At 69.0% G+C, this 19,096-nt stretch carries 20 protein-coding genes; 10 read left to right on the top strand and 10 right to left on the bottom strand.

Annotated features, from left to right (window positions below):
• Window positions 1-11 precede the first annotated feature (11 nt).
• On the top strand, window positions 12-578 hold the full coding sequence (locus ABD164_RS17085; protein WP_232499863.1) for a LemA family protein: 567 nt from the start codon (window positions 12-14) through the stop codon (window positions 576-578).
• Window positions 579-657: 79 nt separating this feature from the next.
• Complete coding sequence (locus tag ABD164_RS17080; protein ID WP_344297741.1) at window positions 658-1,533, top strand: M48 family metalloprotease; 876 nt, start codon at window positions 658-660, stop codon at window positions 1,531-1,533.
• A 13-nt stretch (window positions 1,534-1,546) separates the two neighbouring features.
• Here the strand turns inward: ABD164_RS17080 and ABD164_RS17075 are convergent, their stop codons facing one another.
• Window positions 1,547-2,752: a winged helix-turn-helix domain-containing protein gene (locus tag ABD164_RS17075; RefSeq protein WP_344297739.1), complete on the bottom strand. Its 1,206-nt coding sequence runs from the start codon at window positions 2,750-2,752 to the stop codon at window positions 1,547-1,549.
• 69 nt (window positions 2,753-2,821) lie between these two features.
• Here ABD164_RS17075 and ABD164_RS17070 point away from each other — a divergent pair, with 69 nt between their 5' ends.
• On the top strand, window positions 2,822-4,063 hold the full coding sequence (locus ABD164_RS17070; protein WP_344297737.1) for an AI-2E family transporter: 1,242 nt from the start codon (window positions 2,822-2,824) through the stop codon (window positions 4,061-4,063).
• Window positions 4,060-5,307, top strand: coding sequence for a threonine ammonia-lyase (gene ilvA, locus ABD164_RS17065; protein WP_344297735.1), 1,248 nt, complete (start codon window positions 4,060-4,062; stop codon window positions 5,305-5,307). Before ABD164_RS17070 ends, ilvA begins: the two co-directional genes overlap by 4 nt.
• Before the next feature lie 81 nt (window positions 5,308-5,388).
• Here the strand turns inward: ilvA and greA are convergent, their stop codons facing one another.
• Window positions 5,389-5,880 (bottom strand): transcription elongation factor GreA, encoded by a 492-nt coding sequence (greA, locus tag ABD164_RS17060; protein ID WP_344297733.1) that lies wholly within the window; start codon window positions 5,878-5,880, stop codon window positions 5,389-5,391.
• 116 nt (window positions 5,881-5,996) lie between these two features.
• On the bottom strand, window positions 5,997-6,407 hold the full coding sequence (locus tag ABD164_RS17055) for a DUF4307 domain-containing protein (RefSeq protein WP_344297731.1): 411 nt from the start codon (window positions 6,405-6,407) through the stop codon (window positions 5,997-5,999).
• A gap of 86 nt (window positions 6,408-6,493) precedes the next feature.
• Between ABD164_RS17055 and ABD164_RS17050 the strand changes: the two genes are divergently transcribed.
• Window positions 6,494-6,826 carry a hypothetical protein gene (locus ABD164_RS17050; RefSeq protein WP_344297729.1) on the top strand — a complete coding sequence of 111 codons (333 nt, stop codon included), beginning with the start codon at window positions 6,494-6,496 and terminating at the stop codon, window positions 6,824-6,826.
• 46 nt (window positions 6,827-6,872) lie between these two features.
• Here ABD164_RS17050 and trhA read toward each other — a convergent pair whose 3' ends face one another.
• Entirely contained in the window at window positions 6,873-7,676 is an 804-nt protein-coding gene (gene trhA, locus ABD164_RS17045) for a PAQR family membrane homeostasis protein TrhA (RefSeq protein WP_425545964.1), read from the bottom strand.
• Window positions 7,677-7,749: 73 nt separating this feature from the next.
• On the opposite strand from trhA, the gene ABD164_RS17040 reads away from it, so the two are divergent.
• From ABD164_RS17040 to phoH2, 3 genes are all read left to right on the top strand, one after another.
• Complete coding sequence (locus tag ABD164_RS17040; RefSeq protein ID WP_344297727.1) at window positions 7,750-8,535, top strand: isoprenyl transferase; 786 nt, start codon at window positions 7,750-7,752, stop codon at window positions 8,533-8,535.
• 49 nt (window positions 8,536-8,584) lie between these two features.
• The gene (locus ABD164_RS17035; RefSeq protein WP_344297725.1) at window positions 8,585-9,706 is read left to right on the top strand and encodes an aminotransferase class V-fold PLP-dependent enzyme; all 1,122 of its coding nucleotides are present in this window, start codon (window positions 8,585-8,587) and stop codon (window positions 9,704-9,706) included.
• 219 nt (window positions 9,707-9,925) lie between these two features.
• The gene (phoH2, locus tag ABD164_RS17030) at window positions 9,926-11,329 is read left to right on the top strand and encodes an RNA 5'-3' helicase PhoH2 (RefSeq protein ID WP_344297723.1); all 1,404 of its coding nucleotides are present in this window, start codon (window positions 9,926-9,928) and stop codon (window positions 11,327-11,329) included.
• 109 nt (window positions 11,330-11,438) lie between these two features.
• On the opposite strand, the gene ABD164_RS17025 is transcribed toward phoH2, so the two are convergent.
• Window positions 11,439-12,815: a hypothetical protein gene (locus tag ABD164_RS17025; RefSeq protein ID WP_344297721.1), complete on the bottom strand. Its 1,377-nt coding sequence runs from the start codon at window positions 12,813-12,815 to the stop codon at window positions 11,439-11,441.
• A gap of 83 nt (window positions 12,816-12,898) precedes the next feature.
• Between ABD164_RS17025 and ABD164_RS17020 the strand changes: the two genes are divergently transcribed.
• Entirely contained in the window at window positions 12,899-13,525 is a 627-nt protein-coding gene (locus ABD164_RS17020; protein ID WP_344297719.1) for a MerR family transcriptional regulator, read from the top strand.
• A 151-nt stretch (window positions 13,526-13,676) separates the two neighbouring features.
• Here the strand turns inward: ABD164_RS17020 and ABD164_RS17015 are convergent, their stop codons facing one another.
• The 5 genes from ABD164_RS17015 to xseA form a co-directional block, all read right to left on the bottom strand.
• Window positions 13,677-15,086 carry a class II fumarate hydratase gene (locus tag ABD164_RS17015; RefSeq protein WP_344297909.1) on the bottom strand — a complete coding sequence of 470 codons (1,410 nt, stop codon included), beginning with the start codon at window positions 15,084-15,086 and terminating at the stop codon, window positions 13,677-13,679.
• Between the two features lie 72 nt (window positions 15,087-15,158).
• Entirely contained in the window at window positions 15,159-15,809 is a 651-nt protein-coding gene (locus tag ABD164_RS17010; RefSeq protein WP_344297907.1) for a carbonic anhydrase, read from the bottom strand.
• Between the two features lie 17 nt (window positions 15,810-15,826).
• On the bottom strand, window positions 15,827-16,468 hold the full coding sequence (locus ABD164_RS17005) for a DUF4245 domain-containing protein (RefSeq protein WP_344297717.1): 642 nt from the start codon (window positions 16,466-16,468) through the stop codon (window positions 15,827-15,829).
• Entirely contained in the window at window positions 16,468-16,707 is a 240-nt protein-coding gene (locus ABD164_RS17000; protein WP_344297715.1) for an exodeoxyribonuclease VII small subunit, read from the bottom strand. Before ABD164_RS17000 ends, ABD164_RS17005 begins: the two co-directional genes overlap by 1 nt.
• Before the next feature lie 10 nt (window positions 16,708-16,717).
• Complete coding sequence (xseA, locus tag ABD164_RS16995; RefSeq protein WP_425545963.1) at window positions 16,718-17,977, bottom strand: exodeoxyribonuclease VII large subunit; 1,260 nt, start codon at window positions 17,975-17,977, stop codon at window positions 16,718-16,720.
• A 63-nt stretch (window positions 17,978-18,040) separates the two neighbouring features.
• On the opposite strand from xseA, the gene ABD164_RS16990 reads away from it, so the two are divergent.
• Window positions 18,041-19,081 carry a 4-hydroxy-3-methylbut-2-enyl diphosphate reductase gene (locus ABD164_RS16990; RefSeq protein ID WP_344297905.1) on the top strand — a complete coding sequence of 347 codons (1,041 nt, stop codon included), beginning with the start codon at window positions 18,041-18,043 and terminating at the stop codon, window positions 19,079-19,081.
• The last annotated feature ends 15 nt before the right edge of the window (window positions 19,082-19,096 follow it).

Raw genomic sequence — 19,096 nt, 5'->3', positions numbered from 1 at the left:
GAGTCCGTGCCATGGAATGGCTCATCCCCGTCATCATCGTCGTCGCACTCGTGCTGATCATCGGCATCTACCTGTGGGCCACCTATAACTCGCTGGTCACGCTGAACGTGCGCGTCGACGAGGCGTGGAGCGACATCACGGTGCAGCTCAAGCGCCGTGCCGACCTGATTCCGAACCTCATCGAGGCGGTCAAGGGCTACGCGGCACACGAGAAGGCGGTCTTCGAGAACGTCACGAAGGCCCGTGCCGAGACGCTGTCGGCTCAGGGGCCTGCAGAGGCCGGTGCCGCCGAGAACCACATGCAGCAGGCACTGAAGTCGATCTTCGCCGTCGCAGAGGCCTACCCGCAGCTGCAGGCGAGCCAGAACTTCCTGCAACTGCAGGCCGAGCTCGTCGACACCGAAGACAAGATCCAGGCGTCGCGCCGGTTCTACAATGGCGGCGTGCGCGAGCTCAACACCAAGATCAAGGTGTTCCCGAACACGCTGTTCGTGCGTGGCCTCGGGTTCCACGAGCGCGACTTCTTCGAGGTCACCGAGCCGGCGGCCATCGCCGAGCCGCCGCGCGTGCAGTTTTGATGGGCGCCGTCAGGCACCCATCAAGGTCGAGTAGCGCCGCGCGAAGCGCGACGCGTATCGAGACCCCCAGGGGCATTTGATGTACCGCGCGATCGCCAAGAACAAACGCAACACCGTCTTCATCATCCTGTTCTTCCTCGCCATCATCGGCGGGCTCGGGTGGCTCGCGGCGTGGGTCTACCAAGACCTGACCATCGTCATCGTCACCGTCGTGATCGCGATCGCCTACGCGCTGTTCCAGTACTTCACCGCCGACCGGCAAGCGCTGTCGATGTCGGGTGCCGTCGAGCTGCACTCCAAGGCCGACCACCCCCGCCTCTGGCGCACCGTCGAGAACCTGTCGATCACGACCGGCACGCCGATGCCGCGGGTCTTCGTGATCTCCGACCCCGCTCCCAACGCGTTCGCCACCGGGCGTGACCCCGAGCACGCCGTGGTCGCGGCGACCACAGGGCTGCTCGAGATCATGGACGACGCCGAGCTCGAGGGCGTCATGGCGCACGAGCTCGGTCACGTGCGCAACTACGACATCCGGCTGTCGATGATCGTGTTCGGGCTCGTCGTGGCCGTCGGGTTCATCTCGGACATGCTCGTGCGCATGGCGTTCTTCGGCCGCGGCAACAACAACGGCAACCCGATCGTCATGATCTTCGGCCTCGTCGCGATGCTCATCGCGCCGCTCGTCGCGAGCCTCGTGCAACTCGCCGTCTCGCGGCAGCGCGAATATCTCGCCGATGCCACGGGTGCGATGACCACCCGTCATCCCGACGCGCTCGCCCGGGCGCTCGAGAAGCTCGAGACCTACGGCAGGCCCATGAAACGGCAGAACTCGTCGATGGCGCACCTGTGGATCGCCGACCCGCTGAAGCCCGGCGTGATCGACCGGCTGTTCGCGACGCACCCGCCGATCGCCGAGCGCGTCAAGCGCCTCGAGCAGATGGGCGGCGCGTTCTAGTACTCGCGTGAAGTCAGGCTGCCAGTTCGGCCGCGAGCGCGGGGGAGAGGTCGCCTCGGCCGACGACCGTGATGTCGTCGAGCCCCTGCCAGGCGGCGGCACGCCGCAGCACCGGTGCCAATCGGGCGGCGGTGTCTGAAGGCGCGGCGGGTTCGGTCCACGCCGACTGCACCCGCAGCACCCCGGCCTTGCGGTCGCTCTTGAGATCGACCCGCCCGACGACCCGGTCGTCGATGAGCACCGGCAGCGAGTAGTAGCCGAACTTGCGGTCGGCTTCGGGCGTGTAGATCTCGATGCGGTAGTGGAAGTCGAACAGGCGCTCGGCGCGCGGGCGGAACCAGACGACCGGGTCGAACGGGCTCAACACGGCGGCGGCCTCGATGCGCCGGGGTCGGCGCGCGTCGCGATGCAGCCATGTGGCGGTGGGCCGCTTGCCGGTCGTCCACCCCGGAACCTCGACGGCCAGCAGCACGCCCTCATCGACGAGTTCGGCGATGGCCCGCTTCACGCGCGTGCGCTTGAGCCGCCAGTAGTCGGCGAGGTCGGCCTCGGTCGCGATGCCCTGCGCGGCAGCCGCCAGCGACACGAGTGCGCGCACGGCGTCGGCCTCGGCCGGCGGCTCGCCCAGAAGCTCGGCGGGCAGGCCCTGCTCGGGCAGGGCGTAGACGCGCTCGAACCGGCGGCGTTCGATGCACACGACCTCGCCGGTGCGGAACATCCACTCAAGGGTGCGCTTGACGTCGGACCAACCCCACCAGGGGCCCTGCCGCACGTTGGCGTCGTGTTCGATCTCGCTCGCACGCATCGGGCCGTTGGCGGCGAGTTCGGAGCGCAGCCATGCCGCGAGGTCGCGATTCTCGGCGACCCAACCGCCCCAACTGCTGCCCATGCGCGCGAACTCGCGCCGGCGGAACTCGAAGAGGGGCCAGAGCTCGCGGGGGATGAACGCAGCCTCGTGCGCCCAGTACTCGACTGTGCGGCCGCGACGCCCACTCGTGAGCCGATCGAGCAACGCCCGGTCGTACTGCCCCACGCGGCTGAATGCCGGAAGGTAGTGGCTGCGCTCGAACACGTTGACCGAGTCGATCTGCAGCAGCCCGAGCCGGTCGACCACGCCGTTGAGCGCGCGGGTGCCCGCCGCCTCGGGCAGTGGGCGGGCGAACCCTTGCGCGGCGAGCGCGATGCGGCGGGCGAGGGCGGGAGAGACGGAGTCGACCATGGTGTGAACGACGTTAGCCCGATCCACCGACATACCGCCGCGCGCATACGCCGCGCCTAGACTGGACGAATGGCGGACTCGACGCATGGGGATCGACGGGCCGGGCGGATCGCCCGACGCCGAGCACGCCGGGTGAACCAGCAGTCAGCAGCACCGCCCGAGCCGCCGGCGCGGCGCGACGTGACCGACAGCATCCCCTACGGCGTGCGCCTCGCCTCGGCGTGGTCGTGGCGGCTGCTGCTCATCGGCGGTGTCGTCGCGGTGGTCATCTTCCTGATCATCCAGCTGCGCCTCATCGTCATCCCGGTCCTCGTCGCGGTGCTGCTCGGTGCGCTGCTGGTGCCGTTCTCGGCGTTCCTGCAGCGTCACGGCTGGCCCAAGTGGCTGAGCGTCACGGCGGCGATGCTCTCGGCGCTGGCGGTTGTGGGCGGGCTGCTCACGCTCGGCATCACGCAGATCGTGCGCGGCGCCGACGAACTGGCCGCGCAGTCGCTCGTGGCGTGGGACGAGTTCCGGGTGTGGCTGCTCGAAGGCCCCCTGCACATCACGGAACAGCAGCTCAACGACTTCGTCGACCAGATCATCACCTCGGTGCAACAAGACAGCGGCATCCTCGTCAGCGGCGCGCTCTCGCTCGGCTCCTCGCTCGGGCACTTCCTCGCGGGCATGCTGCTCGCGCTGTTCGCGACCCTGTTCATCCTCATCGACGGCCGCGGCATCTGGAACTGGATCGTCGGCATCTTCCCGCGCCGCGCACGCGCCGCCGTCGACGGCGCCGGCACCGCCGGCTGGGCGACGCTGCAGAACTTCGTGAAGGTGCAGATCCTCGTCGCGACGATCGACGCGATCGGCATCGGCCTCGGCGCATTCCTGCTCGGGGTGCCGCTCGCCGTGCCCATCGCGATCCTGGTGTTCCTCGGATCGTTCATTCCCATCGTCGGTGCCGTCGTGACGGGCGCGCTCGCCGTGTTCGTCGCGCTCGTCTACAACGGCTGGGTGATCGCGCTGATCATGCTCGGCATCGTGCTGCTCGTGCAGCAGGTCGAGGGCCACGTGCTGCAACCGCTCATCATGGGAACGGCCGTGAAGGTGCATCCGCTCGGCGTCGTCGTCGCCGTCGCGACCGGCTCGCTGCTCGCGGGAATCCCCGGTGCGCTGTTCGCCGTGCCCGTCGCGGCGGTGGTCAACGTGATGATCGTCTACGTGTCGCGCGGGTCGTGGAAGGACGAAGCGCCGCCACCGGCGACCCGCGCCAGGTCGCCGCTCTGGAGCACGGTGCCGCAGAAGCCCGGATTCCAACGAGGAGAATGAACGACGTGAGCACCACCATCGCGGGGCCGAGCCTCGCCGAGTTCGTCGCGGCCCGCACCGTCGTGGGCCGGGTCGCCCGGCAGACCCCCATGGAGTCGTCGCGCTTCCTCGGCCGCACCGTCGGGGTTCCGGTGTACCTCAAGTGCGAGAACCTGCAGCGCACCGGCTCCTACAAGCTGCGCGGCGCCTACAACCGGCTCTCGGCCCTGAACGACGACGAGCGCGCACGCGGGGTCGTGGCGGCCTCGGCCGGCAATCACGCCCAGGGCGTCGCCTACGCTGCGCGCGAGCTCGGCATCAGGGCCACGATCTTCATGCCCGTCGGCGTGGCGCTGCCCAAGCTCGAGGCCACCCGTGCGTACGGCGCAGAGGTCGTGCTGCACGGCGACTCGGTCGGCGAGACCCTGCAGGCGGCCGCCGCATTCGCCGCCGATACCGGCGCAGTGCTCATCCCACCGTTCGACCACCACGACATCATCGCCGGCCAGGGCACGCTCGGACTCGAGATCCTCGAGCAGGCACCCGACGCGACGACGATCGTCGTGCCCATCGGCGGCGGCGGGCTCGCGGCCGGAATCGCGAGCGCGGTCAAACAGCGCGCCTCCGAGCTCGGTCGCGCCGTTCGGGTCGTCGGGGTGCAGGCCGAGAACGCCGCCCCCTACGTCGCCTCGCTGGCCGCCGGGGCACCGGTGCAGGTGCCGGTCGTGCCGACGATCGCCGACGGCATCGCGGTGTACCGGCCGGGCGAGCTCAACTTCGCCGTCATCCGCGATGCGGTCGACGAGGTCGTCACCGTGAGTGAAGACGACATCGCCCGCGCGCTGCTCGTGCTGCTCGAACGCGCCAAGCTCGTCGTCGAGCCGGCCGGCGCCGTCGCGGTGGCGGCGCTCATGACCGGGGCGGTGCAGTGCGACGGCCCGGTCGTCGCCGTGCTCTCGGGCGGCAACATCGACCCACTGCTGATGCAGCGGGTGATCGCGCACGGCCTCGCCGCCTCAGACCGCTACCTGTCGCTCAGCATCGGCCTGCCCGACAAGCCCGGACAGCTCGCACGCATCGCCGAGCTGCTGGCCGAGGCCAACGCCAATGTCATCGAGGTGCTGCACACGCGGCACGGCTCGAAGCTGCAGATCAGCGAGGTCGAGCTCAAGCTCTCGGTCGAGATCCGCGGGCCCGAACACCGCGATGAGGTCATCGAGGTGCTGCGCCGGGCAGGGTACGACCCCGTCATCCACGAGGAATGAACGAAGAGCGGATGCCCCGGGGCATCCGCTCTTCGTTTCGATCGGTTCTGCGAACCGGGCTGCGCCTGTTCGGCAGCCGGCCTACTGGCCGCCCCAGGTCTCGACCCCGATGACCTCGACGGCGATCTCACGGCCGTTGGGCGCGGTGTAGCTGGTCTTGTCGCCGACCTTCAGCCCCATGATGGCGGCTCCGAGCGGGCTGCGCTCGCTCCACACGTCGAGTTCGGAGTCGCCTGCGATCTCGCGGCTGCCGATGAGGAAGGTCTCTTCGTCACCGGCGATGACGGCCGTGATGACGGTGCCCGACTCGACGACGCCCGACGACTCGGGGGCGTCGCCCACCTCGGCCGTGCGCAGCAGCTCTTTCAGCTGACGGATGCGGGCCTCCTGCTTGCCCTGCTCGTCTTTGGCGGCGTGATAGCCGCCGTTCTCTTTGAGGTCGCCCTCTTCACGCGCGGCCTCGATTCGCTTCGCGATCTCTTCGCGGCCGTGGGTGGAGAGGTGCTCGAGTTCCGCCGCGAGGCGGTCGTGGGCCTCCTGGGTGAGCCAGGTGACGGTGGCGTCCTGCGCCATGATGCACACTCCCGTGGATGAATCTCGACGTCTCGTGGAGACGCTGGAGAGACACGTGTCTTGAAAGACTGGTATAGACGTGTCGCCCCGGCGTGTGCCGGAGCGAATCATTAATACTAGGTGAGCCAGCAGCGGTAAATCAAGCCGGTGTTCGCCTCCTGCGCGACTCGCACGGTCTCGGTGAGGCTGCGGATGTGCAGCGTCGACGCGGGGACCTCGATGACCTTCCACCCGACGACCGTGAAGTCTTCATTGAGGGCCTGCACGATGCAGGCGGTGTCGTTGCCGGGGGGCACCGAGAGGTTCCAGCTGACCTCGACGGCGCGCTCGTCGTTGATGAGGCGATGCCCCGTGTCGGTGACCTCGACCTGCGGCTTCTGGCCGTCGAGGCCGGCCCAGACGACCCACGCGACGAGCACGATCGCGGCGAACACGCCGCCGGCGATGAGTAGCAGGCGATCGCGGGTGCGGTGGGCGCGTGTGCGCCCGTAACGGGCGGCGATCACGTCGCTCTCGGGCACGGTCACCGCAGCCTCCTTCATGTCGAATCGTCTAGGCTTGAATCCAGCCTAACCGCCCGAGAAGGCCCGAATCCGCTGTGAAAGAGAGTCCGATGCTCCTCGTGTCCGCAGTGGCCGCCACCGACGAGGAATTCGACCCGAACACGGTCACCCCGGGCATCTGGGGTTTCGTGCTCACGTTCCTCGTGATGGTGGTCGTGGTGCTGCTCATCCTCGACATGACGCGGCGCATGCGCCGGGTCAACATGCGCGCCCAGGTGCAGGCGCAGCTCGCCGCCGAGGCCGAGGCTGCAGCCCGTGACGCCGAGCTCGCCGAGGCCGATGGCCAGGCGATCGATGCCGGCACCGAAGCGCCGCCGACCGATGGATCAGAGCCCACCGATGCCGCTGGCGAGGCGCCCGACGACGACGAGCAGCGCCCCTGAGGGGCATCCGCTCACTGAACAGCTCTGCCGCTCACTTCGCCGCCACTCAGCCCGCGTGGTAGGCGGGCGCCATGGCGATGATGAGCGTCGCGGTCCAGTGGCACATGAACGCGAGCACCGTGCAGGTGTGGAAGATCTCGTGGAACCCGAACACCCCCGGCCACGGGTTCGGCTTCTTGATGCCGTAGACGATCGCGCCGGCCGTGTAGAGCAGGCCGCCGACGATGACGAGCACCATCATGGCGACGCTCGCCGCGAGCAGGTCGCCGATGTACATGACCGCAGCCCAGCCGAGCAGCAGGTAGATGGGCACGTAGAGCCAGCGGGGCGCGGTGATCCAGAACACGCGGAAGCCGATGCCGATGAGCGCGCCGCCCCACACGATCGCGAGCAGCAGCCACCCCTTGTCGGGCGGCAGCGCGAGGATCGCGAGCGGCGTATAGGTGCCCGCGATCAGCAGGAAGATGTTGGCGTGATCGATGCGCTTGAGCACGACCTTGGTCTTCGGCTTCCAGTTGAAGCGGTGGTAGAGCGCCGAGTTGCCGAACAGCAGCATCGAGGTGAGCGTGAAGACCGCGCTCGCCCACTTGGCCCACGGGCCGTCGGCGAGCACGATGAGCACCACGCCTGCGGCGATCGTCACCGGGAACGTGCCCGCGTGGATCCACCCGCGCCAGGTGGGCTTGACGTCGTCGGCGTGACTCAGCGAGTCGTCGAGCAGGGGGATGTTCGGCAGGTCGTGGCCGTGATCGGAGCGTGCGACCGACCTGTCGGCGAGATCGTCGGGTGCGACGGGCTGTGACAGCCCGGAGCCGACGTCGACGGGCTCACGGCGGCGCTCACGGTTCATCTTCACAGCGTAGAGCCTCGCCGGTCATGGTCTGCTGTGAGTCGACGGACGACGTTGGGGGTAGCGTAGTGCCGTGCAGAAGAGCGATGAGCCACTCGGTCGTGGCATCCTCTACCGCCTCTACCAGAACCGACTCCGTCGCGGGCTCGATCCGGCATCGTTGCCGCGCCATGTCGCGATGATCATCGACGGCAATCGCAGGTGGGCGAAGCAGCTCGGCTACGACACCGCGGCGCACGGCCACCGCGCCGGCGCCGCCAAGATGCGCGAGTTCCTCGAGTGGTGCGACGACCTCGGCATCAAGGTCGTGACGCTCTACCTGCTCTCGAGCGACAACCTCGGCAACCGACCGAGCGACGAGCTCGCCGATCTCATCGAGATCATCGCCGAACTGGCCGAAGAGCTCTCGCACTATCGCGACTGGCGAGTGCAGCACGTCGGGTCCGACGCGGGGCTGCCCGAGCCGCTCGTGGCCGCCCTCGACGCGGCCGAGCATCGCACCGTCGGCAAGCGCGGCCTGCACGTGAACCTCGCGGTCGGCTACGGCGGGCGAAAAGAGATCACCGATGCCATGCGCTCGATCGTGGCCGCCCACCACGCCGAGGGCCGCAGCCTCGAAGACCTCGCCGAGCGTCTCACGCCCGACCTCATCGGCGAGCACCTCTACACGGGCGGCCAGCCCGACCCCGACCTCGTCATCCGCACGTCGGGCGAACAGCGGCTCAGCGATTTCATGCTGTGGCAGGCCGCGCACAGCGAGTTCTACTTCGTCGAGGCGCTCGGTCCCGACCTGCGCCAGGTCGATTTCCTTCGGGCGTTGCGCGACTACGCCAAGCGCCATCGTCGCTTCGGCGGGTAATGGAGCGCAACGTTCTGCCAAGATGTTCGACGGAAGGGGGCACTGACACGTGACCACCATCGACGAGTACATCACCGCGTTCTCAGAAGAGCCGGGCTACCTCGACTACGGCCGCTTCGGGCCGCTCTCGACGGCCGCCGCCGAAGAGTCGCTCGCGTTCACGCAGGTGCTGCAGCGCGCCAGGCACGGCAGTCTCGACGTGTTCGCCGAGCAGGACGCGCGGGTCCGCGCAGCGGCATCCGAGGTCACCGGGTTCCCGGCCGACCGCATCGTGTTCCAGCCGAACACGACGCAAGGACTCATGCACACCATGTTCGGGCTCACGGGAGGCGTGCTGCTCTCGGCCGAAGAGTTCCCGAGCCTGCCGATCTCGGCCGTGCGTGCCCGAGAGGCACTGCACACCGTGCAACCGGTCTGGCTCGAGACCGACCACGGCAAAGTCACGCCCGGGCAGATCCGCGAGCAGCTCGAGCAGAACGTCGCCGCCGTCGCGGTGAGCCTCGTCGACTCGCGCACCGGCTACCTCTGCGACATCGAGGGCATCCGGCAGGTCATCGGCGACCGGCTGCTCATCGTCGACGCGATCCAGGGCTTCGGTGTCGTCGACGCACCCTGGGAGGCCGCCGACGTGGTGCTGAGCGGGGGGCAGAAGTGGTGTCGTGCCGGGTGGGGCACCGGCATCATGGCGTTGTCCGAGCGGGCGCTCGAGCAACTCACGCCGGTGTTCTCGGGCTTCAGCGCAACCGAAGAAGTCGAACCGTGGGGCCATGTGCCGCCGCCCGCTCCCGACGCTCGGGCGTATCGGGTGTCGAATCCCGACCCGATCGCCCAGGCGCGTCTCGCGGCGAGCCTCGAAGAGATCGCAGGCGTCGGCGTGCCCGCGATCAACGCCGCGGTCGCGGGGCGCGTGAGCCGTGCGATCGAACTCGCCGACGAGTACGCGGTCGCGGTCGTCTCATCTCGCGATGAGCAGGAGCGCGCCGGCATCGTCGTGCTCGAGCCACCCGCCGAGCAGGTCACGCTGCTCACGGCTTCGCTGCACAACCACGGGGTGACCGCGAGCACGCGCCTGGGGCAGGTGCGACTCTCGATCCACGCCGCCACCTCCGACGAGACGTTCGAGATGCTGCGTGCCGCATTCGTTTCGTACAGCACGGCCGCCTCGTACTGAGCCGGGCGCGGCATGCGCTCGCTCGCGATTCGTTGCGTCGCGGGCAGGCGAATCGCGCAATCCCTGCTCAGACGTGAACGACAGGTGACGTTTCGCGTGTCGCTGACGCAGATGTCGTAGGCGCGTCGTAGCGTCTGAGACATCAGGCAAGGTGCCTGAACGAGTCGGCTCGTGAACCGCTCGTAGGAGGATTCGCCGGCCGGCGCGAGAGCCGAGCAGATGCTCGGGGCGGGAGCGGTCGTGGCGTCACTCGAGACCTCCAAATCCGACGGTAGAGGCGCGGGGCGCCGCAAGGCACAGCCCGACACCTCGACGCCCGTGCGCAACGCACAGGCCGAGCGCACGTACGTGCTCGACACCTCGGTGCTCCTGTCCGATCCGCGGGCGCTGTTCCGATTCGCCGAGCACGCGGTGGTGCTGCCCGTGGTGGTCATCACCGAGCTCGAGTCGAAGCGCAACGATCCCGAGATCGGGTACTTCGCACGGCAGTCCCTGCGCATCCTCGACGAGATGCGCGTCGAGCACGAGCGACTCGACTTCCCGATCCCGGTGGGCGACGGCGGATCGCTGCGGGTCGAGCTCAATCACTCGAGCCCGTCGGTGCTGCCGAGCGGGCTGCAGCTCGGCGACAACGACTCGCGCATCCTCGCGTGCGCCGCGAACCTCGCCAACGACGGCGTCGCCGTCACCGTCGTCTCGAAAGACCTTCCGCTTCGCGTGAAGGCCGCCTCGATCGGCCTCGACGCGCAGGAGTACCGCGCCGAACTCGCCCTCGACTCGGGATGGAGCGGCATGGCCGAGCTGTCGCTCGGATCGAACGACATGGCCAAGCTCTACGAGCACGAGGCGATGACGACGCCCGAGGTGGAGGGCATGCCCGTGAACACCGGGCTGGTCATCCACTCCGATCGCGGCTCGGCGCTCGGCCGCGTCGTGGGTGAGCGCGAGGTCAAGCTCGTGCGCGGCGACCGCGACGTGTTCGGCGTGCACGGGCGCTCGGCCGAGCAGCGGCTCGCGATCGATCTGCTGCTCGACCCCGAGGTCGGCATCCTGTCGCTCGGCGGCCGTGCGGGCACCGGCAAGTCGGCCCTCGCGTTGTGCGCGGGCCTCGAGATGGTGCTCGAACGCCAACAGCACAAGAAGATCATGGTGTTCCGGCCTCTGTACGCGGTCGGCGGCCAAGAGCTCGGCTACCTGCCCGGCGACCAGGGCGAGAAGATGAACCCGTGGGGCCAGGCGGTGTTCGACACGCTCGGGTCGGTCGTGAGCGACAACGTGCTCGACGAGGTCGTCGACCGCGGCATCCTCGAGGTGCTGCCGCTCACCCACATCCGCGGCCGCTCGCTGCACGACGCGTTCGTGATCGTCGACGAGGCGCAGTCGCTCGAGCGCAACGTGCTGCTCACCGTGCTCAGCCGCATCGGTCAGAACTCGCGTGTCGTGCTCACCCACGACGTCGCGCAGCGCGACAACCTGCGCGTCGGCCGCCACGACGGCATCGCGTCGGTCATCGAGACACTCAAGGGGCATCCGCTCTTCGCGCACATCACGCTCACGCGCAGCGAGCGCTCGGCGATCGCCGCGCTCGTCAGCGAGATGCTCGACGGGGCCGAGCTGACCTGATTTCGAGTGCGCTCACGACCTTTTTCCGGGTGACGGCCATTCGCAGGAGCACGTCACCCGGAAAAAGGTCGTAGCGCGGCGCGGCACCGCCTGGAGTCGGCAGCACCTGTCATACGGTCTCGGAGTCGGTGTGCCAGACCGACTCGTGCCGTCGGTGGGCGTCGGTCAGGCTGTCGGTTCGGTAATGGCGATCGTAGAAATCCTCGTCGAGATGGGCGACCTGCACGGCGACGAGCGAGTGGAAGGATCCGATGCCGACCGGGAAGCGACCGTAGCGACGCCACACATATTCGGCGAAGGCGATCGTCGCCTCGCGTCCAGCGGCGCTCACGGCTGGAACGCCCTCGGCGAACCCCGCGGCGTCACTCCACCGGCCGTCGACCGCGCCGGCGCGGAACGAACCTCGGTCACCCAGCTTGTGCTCCGCGACCGCGTCGACGGCTGCAGCCATCGACGGGAAGTACGGGGGACGGTGGGCGCGGAGCACAGTGCGTCCGCCGACCTCGAGCCCGATCGGCATGCGCATCGTGATGTCTCGCCGTTGTGCCTTGAGGGCCCAGCGTGCGGGGGCAGGGACGCCGAAGAGCTTGGTGAGCGGAACCTTCTGCATCGTGAAGCCGAGCTCGTCGAACCAGGTGCGCCCAGGACCGGCGAAGTCAGCAAGCGCGTAGTGAGAGAAGGCGCCGAGCCCCATCACCTCGGCCGCGAGCGAGAGGTTCTGCACCATCGCGCCGATCTCGACGGCGCCCATCTCTGCGATGACCCGCTCCCCGGCTGAGAGCGACATCGTGCGCCCGCGCCGCGGGTCGGCGTCGAGATGACCGCGGCGGCGGCTGAGCAGCGGCCCGAGCCCCGCCGGGAGGAACCCGTGGCGATCGTCGAGCACGACGGCTCGCGAACGCTCGCTCATGAGCTCGAGCAACACGTTGATGAGCAGGAACCCGCTCTCGACGACCGGGAGGAACGTCGTCGTGCCGGGCGCAGACACCGACCAGCGGTTCGGCGGAATTCCGTGCGGAAACTCGGTGGAAGGGTTCGACCGACCCTCGCTTACTCGGATCCGCGTCGCCCGCCACGCTTGGAGGTAGTCACCGTCGTTCGCGAGAGCGACCGCGTGCCGGGCCGTCGCCGAGTCGAGGTCACCGGGCCGCGGCATCATGCTGACCCCGGAGTCGTCGATCACGAAGAGCGTCGCCATGTGCGCGGCGTCGGCGCTCGGGATCGTGCGTCCGGCGATGTTGGCGAGCATGTTGCCGCCGGATTCTTCTCGCCAATCCCAGTCTGCGAGGATGCCACCGGTCAGCCCTGCCGCGGCGAACGCGAGACGAGCGGTCTCCTCTTCGCTGAGGGGCGAGGGTGGATTGCTGCCGGAATACGCGAGCGGACCACCGGTCAAGGCGAGGCCGCGCGCGAATCGTCGAGATCGGCGGTTGCGGAGGGCGTCGAACAGGGCACCGTCGCGCAGGTCGCCCACTGTCGAGATCATGATCATCTCCTTGCAGATAGTGCTACTATCTATTACAGATACTCGCACTATCTATCTTTGTCAAGGGAGAATGCAGCGTGCGCATGTCTGAACTCTCGACCGTCACCGGCGTGCCGGTTCCGACGCTGAAGTACTACCTCCGCGAGGGGCTCTTGCATGCCGGGCACCGGCAGGCGCCGAACCAGGCCCAGTACGACGACAGCCACGTGGCGCGCGTGCGGCTGCTGCGGGTGCTGCGCGAGGTCGGTGGAGTGCCGGTGGCTCGCCTGCGCGAACTCGTGGCCGCGGTCGACGGGGTGACGACGGAGAATATTGATGCGATGCGCGCAGCGGCGTACGCGCTTTCGCCAGTACCGCCGCGCGCCGGCCCCGATCGACAGCGCGCTCGCGAGATCGCGACCGCCGTCATCGAAGCCGCAGGGTGGGCGAGGGTCTCAGACGACGCTCCGGATCGCGAGAATCTCGCCGCGGCGATCGAGGTGATCGTCGGGTTCGGCACTCATGAAGACCGTCTGTCGATCATCGACGAGTACGCGCGGGTCGCCGACGCCGTTGCGCGCTTCGAGGTCGCCGATCTCGACGCCGCTGCCCCACGCGACGCATTGCTCGCACAACTGGTCGTCGGCCAGGTGGTGTTCGGGGAAATGCTCGCCTCGCTTCGCCGCCTGGCAGAGGAGCACCACTCAGCAGTGCGATTCGAAACGGAATGAGACGCCTCCAGGGGCGCACATTCCGGACGGCGCTGCTCGTCGGGAGGACGATCGCGGGTTCGTAGGACGACTGAGTCGCCAACCGTCCTACGAACCGCTCGATGTCCTACGAACCCCGCAGGTGTCGAGGGTGCGGCATTGGGTGCGCGGGCTACGCCTTCGGCGGCCGCGTCATCGAGAGCAGGTCGAGGGCGCTGTCGAGTTGCGCCTCGGTGAGCTCGCCGCGCTCGACGAAGCCGAGAGCGACGACGGCCTCGCGCACGGTGATGCCCTCGGCGACCGAGTGCTTCGCGATCTTGGCGGCAGCCTCGTAGCCGATGAGCTTGTTCAGCGGGGTCACGATCGACGGCGACATGCCGGCGAGCGCCGTCGTGCGCTCGACGTTGGCCTCGAGGCCGTCGACGGTCTTGTCGGCGAGCACGCGCACGGCGTTCGAGAGCAGGCGGATCGACTCGAGCAGCGCGGTGCCCATGACGGGAATCTGCACATTGAGTTCGAAGGCACCGGATGCCCCGCCCCATGCGATCGTCGCGTCGTTGCCGATGACGCGTGCGCAGACCATGAGCACGGCTTCGGGCACGACCGGGTTGACCTTGCCGGGCATGATCGACGACCCGGGCTGCAGGTCGGGGATCTGCAGTTCTCCGAGCCCGGTGTTGGGGCCCGAGCCCATCCAGCGGATGTCGTTCGCGATCTTGGTGAGGCTCACCGCGATGGTGCGCAGCGCGCTCGACGCATCGACGAGGCCGTCGCGGTTGGCCTGCGCCTCGAAGTGGTCGACCGCTTCGGTGATGGGCAGTTCGGTGTCGCGCTGCAGCAGTTCGATGACGAGTTGGGGGAAGCCCGCCGGGGTGTTGATGCCGGTTCCGACGGCGGTGCCGCCGAGTGGAACTTCGGCGACGCGGGGGAGCGCCGAGCGCACCCGCTCGATGCCGAGGCGCACCTGGCGGGCGTAGCCGCCGAACTCTTGACCGAGTGTGACGGGGGTCGCGTCCATGAGGTGGGTGCGTCCGGCCTTGACGACGTCGGCCCACAGTTCGGCCTTGGCCTCGAGGGCGACGGCGAGGTGGTCGAGCGCTGGGATGAGCTCGTCGATGAGCGCGGCCGTGACGGCGATGTGCACCGAGGTCGGGAACACGTCGTTCGACGACTGCGAGGCGTTGACGTGGTCGTTGGGGTGCACGGCGCTGCCGAGCTTGGTGGTGGCGATGGTCGCCAGCACCTCGTTCATGTTCATGTTCGACGACGTGCCCGAACCGGTCTGGTAGACGTCGACGGGGAAGTGCTCGGTGAAGTCGTGCTGACCCGCGATGACCTCGTCGGCGGCCGCTTCGATGGCGCGGGCGATGTCGGCGTCGAGCACACCGAGCTGGGCGTTGGCCTGCGCGGCGGCCTTCTTGATGCGGGCGAGTGCTTGGATCTGCTGGGGCTCGAGCCCCGAGCCCGAGATCGGGAAGTTCTCGACCGCGCGCTGCGTCTGCGCCCGGTAGAGCGCCGATGCGGGGACCCGCACCTCGCCCATCGTGTCGTGTTCGATGCGATAGTCGTCGGCGTTGTCCACCACGGTGTGATTCCCTTTCGATGTGCGTGGCCGGATGCTCCGGCCGAGGCCCGCTCGCGCGGCGATCGTCGGTCAGACGTTGCCGACGACGATGTCGGTCTCGACACGACCCTCGAAGAGTCGGTAGTTCGCGCCGACGATAGCCAGCGTACCCGCTGCGATCGCGTCGCTGATCATCTCTGACGACTCGACGATCTCGGTGACGGTGTTGCGCAGGTGCTCGCGCCCGACGAAGCCGACGTCGACGTGATCGGGTTCGATGGGGCCGTCGGCCGCGCCGCCCGCGACCTTGCGCACCGCGGGCACGATCTTCTCGACGAGGCCCGCGATGTGCACCGGCAACGGCGTGGCGTCGGCGAGCTGCGAGTCGACGGCGGCGCGCACCGCACCGCACCCGTCGTGGGCGAGCACGATGATGAGCGGCACGTGCAACAGCCCGACGGCGTACTCGAGCGAGCCGAGCGCAGAGGGGGTCACGACCTGCCCGGCGTTGCGCACGACGAAGGCGTCGCCGAGGCCGACGTCGAAGATGATCTCGGCGGCGAGGCGCGAGTCGCTGCACCCGAAGATCGTCACGAGCGGGCGCTGCGTGTGGGCGAGCGAGGTGCGACGCTCGACGTCTTGACGGGGGTGCAGGGGCTTGCCCGCGACGAAACGGTCGTTGCCGCGGCGCAACTCACGCCACGTCGCAGCCGGGGTCTCTGGGCGTTCGATCGGCTGCACGGTCACGTGTTCTGCTTTCAGTTCTGCGCCTCGATGGTCGGCGTGAGCGCCGACGCGAGCGTCGTGAATTCATCTTGGGTGGCGGTGCCGAGCAGAACGAAGGTGGTGCCGCCCGCCTCGGTCGTGAGAGCGTAGCGCGCATTGCCGACGTCGTCGCTCGACTCGCGGTTGTCGTACACCGTGTACTCGATGCCGTCGATCGTGGTGGTGCCGGTCGCGAGCGTGCGTGAGAGCAGCCCGGCGACCCACGTGGGGTTCGCCTCGACACCCTGGTAGACGCCGATGTACTCGTCGCTGGGCGTGAGGTAGCCGACGTACCACGCAGTGACGCCGTCGGTCTCGCTCGTACGGATCTCGGCGGCGTTCGCGCGCCAATCCTCGGGCAGCTCGGGGACCGCGAGCGGGTCGTCGATGGCGATCTGCGCCTGCTGCGCGACGGCTGCCACGTCGATGTCGCGTTCGATGGGGGCATCGCTGCGCGGCACGATCAGCACGATGACGAGCACCACGAGCAGGCTCGCACCGAGCGCGAGCACGAGGTTCTTCGTGGTCTGGCGCTGCCGGTGGTTGCGCGAGTTCTCGGCCTTGCGGGCCGCTGCCTCTTCGGGAGTTTCGGGGCGACCGAGCTCGGCGACGACTCGAGGGGGGCGCTGCGCCATCAGCGCCCGCCGCCGTCGGTCGCCTGACGGGATGCCGCGCCCGCGCGTGCGGCATCGAGCCGCGCCTTCGCGCCGATGAGCCACTCTTCGCAGCGGGCGGCGAGGGCCTCACCGCGCTCCCACAGCGCGAGCGACTGCTCGAGGGTGGCCGACCCCTGCTCGAGCTCGCCGACCACGCGCACGAGCTCGTCTCGTGCCTGCTCGTAGCTCAGCTCGGCGATATCGCTGGTGGGGGGCATGAGTGCCATTCTATTCGGCGCTGCCGACAGCGTCGTGCGCGGCACCTGCGGACTCGGCCGCGATCGCGCCGTCGGCGAGCGCGAGCGTGAAGCGGGTGCCCTCGGGCGCCTGGCCGGCCGCACGCAGCACGTGCCCGTCGGGCAGTTGGGCGATCGCGTAGCCCCGGTCGAGCGTCGCCTGAGGCGACAGCGCGCGCAGGTGCCCGCGCAACTCGGCGACGCGGGAGTCGGCGCGTTCGAGCGAACGCTCGACGAGTTCGGCGCCGCGGGCGACCCAGCGGGTGAGCTCTTCGGCTCGACGGTCGACGATCCACGAGCTGTCGGCGAGGGCCGGCCGTGAGCGCAGGTGGCCGATTCGGTCGATCTCGTGGGCGAGCTGGTGCTGCAGCCGCATCGTGAGCCGGGCGCGCGCCTGGCCGACGCGCACGAGCTCTTCGCCCACGTCGGGCACGACCCGCTTGGCCGCATCGGTAGGGGTCGAGGCGCGCAGGTCGGCGACCTCGTCGAGTAGCGGCCGGTCGGCCTCGTGGCCGATCGCCGAGACGACGGGTGTCGACGCCGCGGCGACCGCGCGCACGAGTCGCTCGTCGCTGAAGCCGAGCAGGTTCTGGAAGTCGCCGCCGCCGCGGGCGATGATGATGACCTCGACCTCGGGGTCGGCGTCGAGCCGGGCGAGCGCGGCGACCACCTCGGGCACCGTTCGGTCGCCCTGCACGGCTGCGTGCGCGACGCGGAACTCGACCGACGGCCAGCGCAAGCGTGCGTTGCGCAGCACGTCGTGCTCGGCGTCGCTGTCTTTGCCGGTGATGAGGCCGACGACGCCGGGCAGGAACGGCAGCTTCTGTTTGCGTGCCGGGTCGAACAGCCCCTCGGCGGCGAGCTGGGTGCGCAGCCGCTCGAGGCGCTCGAGCAGGTCGCCGATGCCGACGTGCTTGAGCTCGTAGACCTGCATCGAGAGCGAGCCGCCCTTGACCCACCAGTTGACCTTCACGAGTGCGACGACCCGGTCGCCCTGCTTGAACTGCTCGGTGAAGCGCGCACGCACCGACGACCACACCTGGAACGACACCGTCGCGTCGACGTCGAGGTCTTTGAGCTTGCCGTAGACGTTGCCGCCCGAGACACCCCACTGGGTGATCTCGCCCTCGACCCACACGGTGCCGAGTCGGTCGAGGTACTGCTTGATCTTGCCCGAGAGCAGTGCGACGGGCCACGGCGCGTCACGTGTCGCCGGTGCATCGGTCACCCTGGCCTCCCAGCCGCCCGCCAAGCCCAGCCGCGTAGGATGGACACCGTGACGAGCATGACGGATACCCCGCGAATCGGCCTTGGCATGCCCAGAGTTCCGGGCGTGCGCGGCCGGCTCAAGGATATCCCCGTCCCCGGACACAAGCGCGTGCTGCTCGCCGCGCCGCGCGGCTACTGCGCCGGGGTCGACCGTGCCGTGATCGCCGTCGAGAAGGCGCTCGAGCACTATGGCGCGCCGGTGTATGTGCGCAAGCAGATCGTGCACAACATCCACGTGGTCACCGAGCTCGAGGCGATGGGCGCGATCTTCGTCGACGAGGTCGACGAGGTGCCCGAGGGCGCCCACATCGTGTTCAGCGCGCACGGCGTCTCGCCGGCGGTCGTGAACGCGGCATCCGATCGGGGTCTGCACGCCATCGACGCGACCTGCCCCCTCGTCACCAAGGTGCACCGCGAGGCCGTGCGCTTCGCGCGCGACGACTACGAGATCCTGCTCATCGGTCACGAGGGCCACGAAGAGGTCGAGGGCACCGCGGGCGAGGCACCCGACCACGTCACCCTCGTCGGCAGCCCCGACGAGGTGGCGAACATCGAGGTGCGCGATCCCGACAAGGTCGTGTGGCTGTCGCAGACCACCCTGAGCGTCGACGAGACCATGGAGACGGTGCGGCGTCTGCGCGAGAAGTTCCCGAACCTCGCCGACCCGCCCAGTGACGACATCTGCTACGCCACGCAGAACCGCCAGGTCGCGATCAAGAAGGTCGCCCAAGACGCCGACCTCGTGATCGTCGTCGGCTCGGCCAACAGCTCCAACAGCGTGCGCCTCGTCGAGGTCGCCCTCGAGTACGGCGCGAAGGCCGCCTACCGGGTCGACTACGCGAGCGAGGTCAAGCAGGAGTGGCTCGACGGCGTCGAGACCGTCGGCGTCACGAGCGGTGCATCAGTACCCGAAGAGCTCGTGCAAGAGCTGCTGCTCGCGCTCAGCGACGCCGGGTACGGCGACGTCGCCGAGGTGAAGACCGCCGAAGAAGACCTGATGTTCTCGCTGCCGAAAGAGCTGCGCAAAGACCTCGCCGGCAATCGCGACGAGCGCGCGCTCGGCGGTCGTAACCGGCCGGTGCAGTAGCACGGCGCGCTTCGC

It is taken from the genome of Agromyces neolithicus, assembly GCF_039529735.1.
Taxonomy (GTDB): domain Bacteria; phylum Actinomycetota; class Actinomycetes; order Actinomycetales; family Microbacteriaceae; genus Agromyces; species Agromyces neolithicus.
Note: the sequence above shows the minus strand (reverse complement) of the source record. Positions and strands in the feature narration are given on the sequence as shown.

Coding starts and splice junctions, on each gene's coding strand:
- ABD164_RS17085 (WP_232499863.1), top strand. CDS start 12: ATGGAATGGCTCATCCCCGTCATCATCGTCGTCGCACTCGTGCTGATC.
- ABD164_RS17080 (WP_344297741.1), top strand. CDS start 658: ATGTACCGCGCGATCGCCAAGAACAAACGCAACACCGTCTTCATCATC.
- ABD164_RS17075 (WP_344297739.1), bottom strand. CDS start 2,752: ATGGTCGACTCCGTCTCTCCCGCCCTCGCCCGCCGCATCGCGCTCGCC.
- ABD164_RS17070 (WP_344297737.1), top strand. CDS start 2,822: ATGGCGGACTCGACGCATGGGGATCGACGGGCCGGGCGGATCGCCCGA.
- ilvA (WP_344297735.1), top strand. CDS start 4,060: ATGAACGACGTGAGCACCACCATCGCGGGGCCGAGCCTCGCCGAGTTC.
- greA (WP_344297733.1), bottom strand. CDS start 5,880: ATGGCGCAGGACGCCACCGTCACCTGGCTCACCCAGGAGGCCCACGAC.
- ABD164_RS17050 (WP_344297729.1), top strand. CDS start 6,494: ATGCTCCTCGTGTCCGCAGTGGCCGCCACCGACGAGGAATTCGACCCG.
- trhA (WP_425545964.1), bottom strand. CDS start 7,676: ATGAACCGTGAGCGCCGCCGTGAGCCCGTCGACGTCGGCTCCGGGCTG.
- phoH2 (WP_344297723.1), top strand. CDS start 9,926: ATGCTCGGGGCGGGAGCGGTCGTGGCGTCACTCGAGACCTCCAAATCC.
- ABD164_RS17025 (WP_344297721.1), bottom strand. CDS start 12,815: ATGATCTCGACAGTGGGCGACCTGCGCGACGGTGCCCTGTTCGACGCC.
- ABD164_RS17020 (WP_344297719.1), top strand. CDS start 12,899: ATGTCTGAACTCTCGACCGTCACCGGCGTGCCGGTTCCGACGCTGAAG.
- ABD164_RS17005 (WP_344297717.1), bottom strand. CDS start 16,468: ATGGCGCAGCGCCCCCCTCGAGTCGTCGCCGAGCTCGGTCGCCCCGAA.
- ABD164_RS17000 (WP_344297715.1), bottom strand. CDS start 16,707: ATGCCCCCCACCAGCGATATCGCCGAGCTGAGCTACGAGCAGGCACGA.
- ABD164_RS16990 (WP_344297905.1), top strand. CDS start 18,041: ATGCCCAGAGTTCCGGGCGTGCGCGGCCGGCTCAAGGATATCCCCGTC.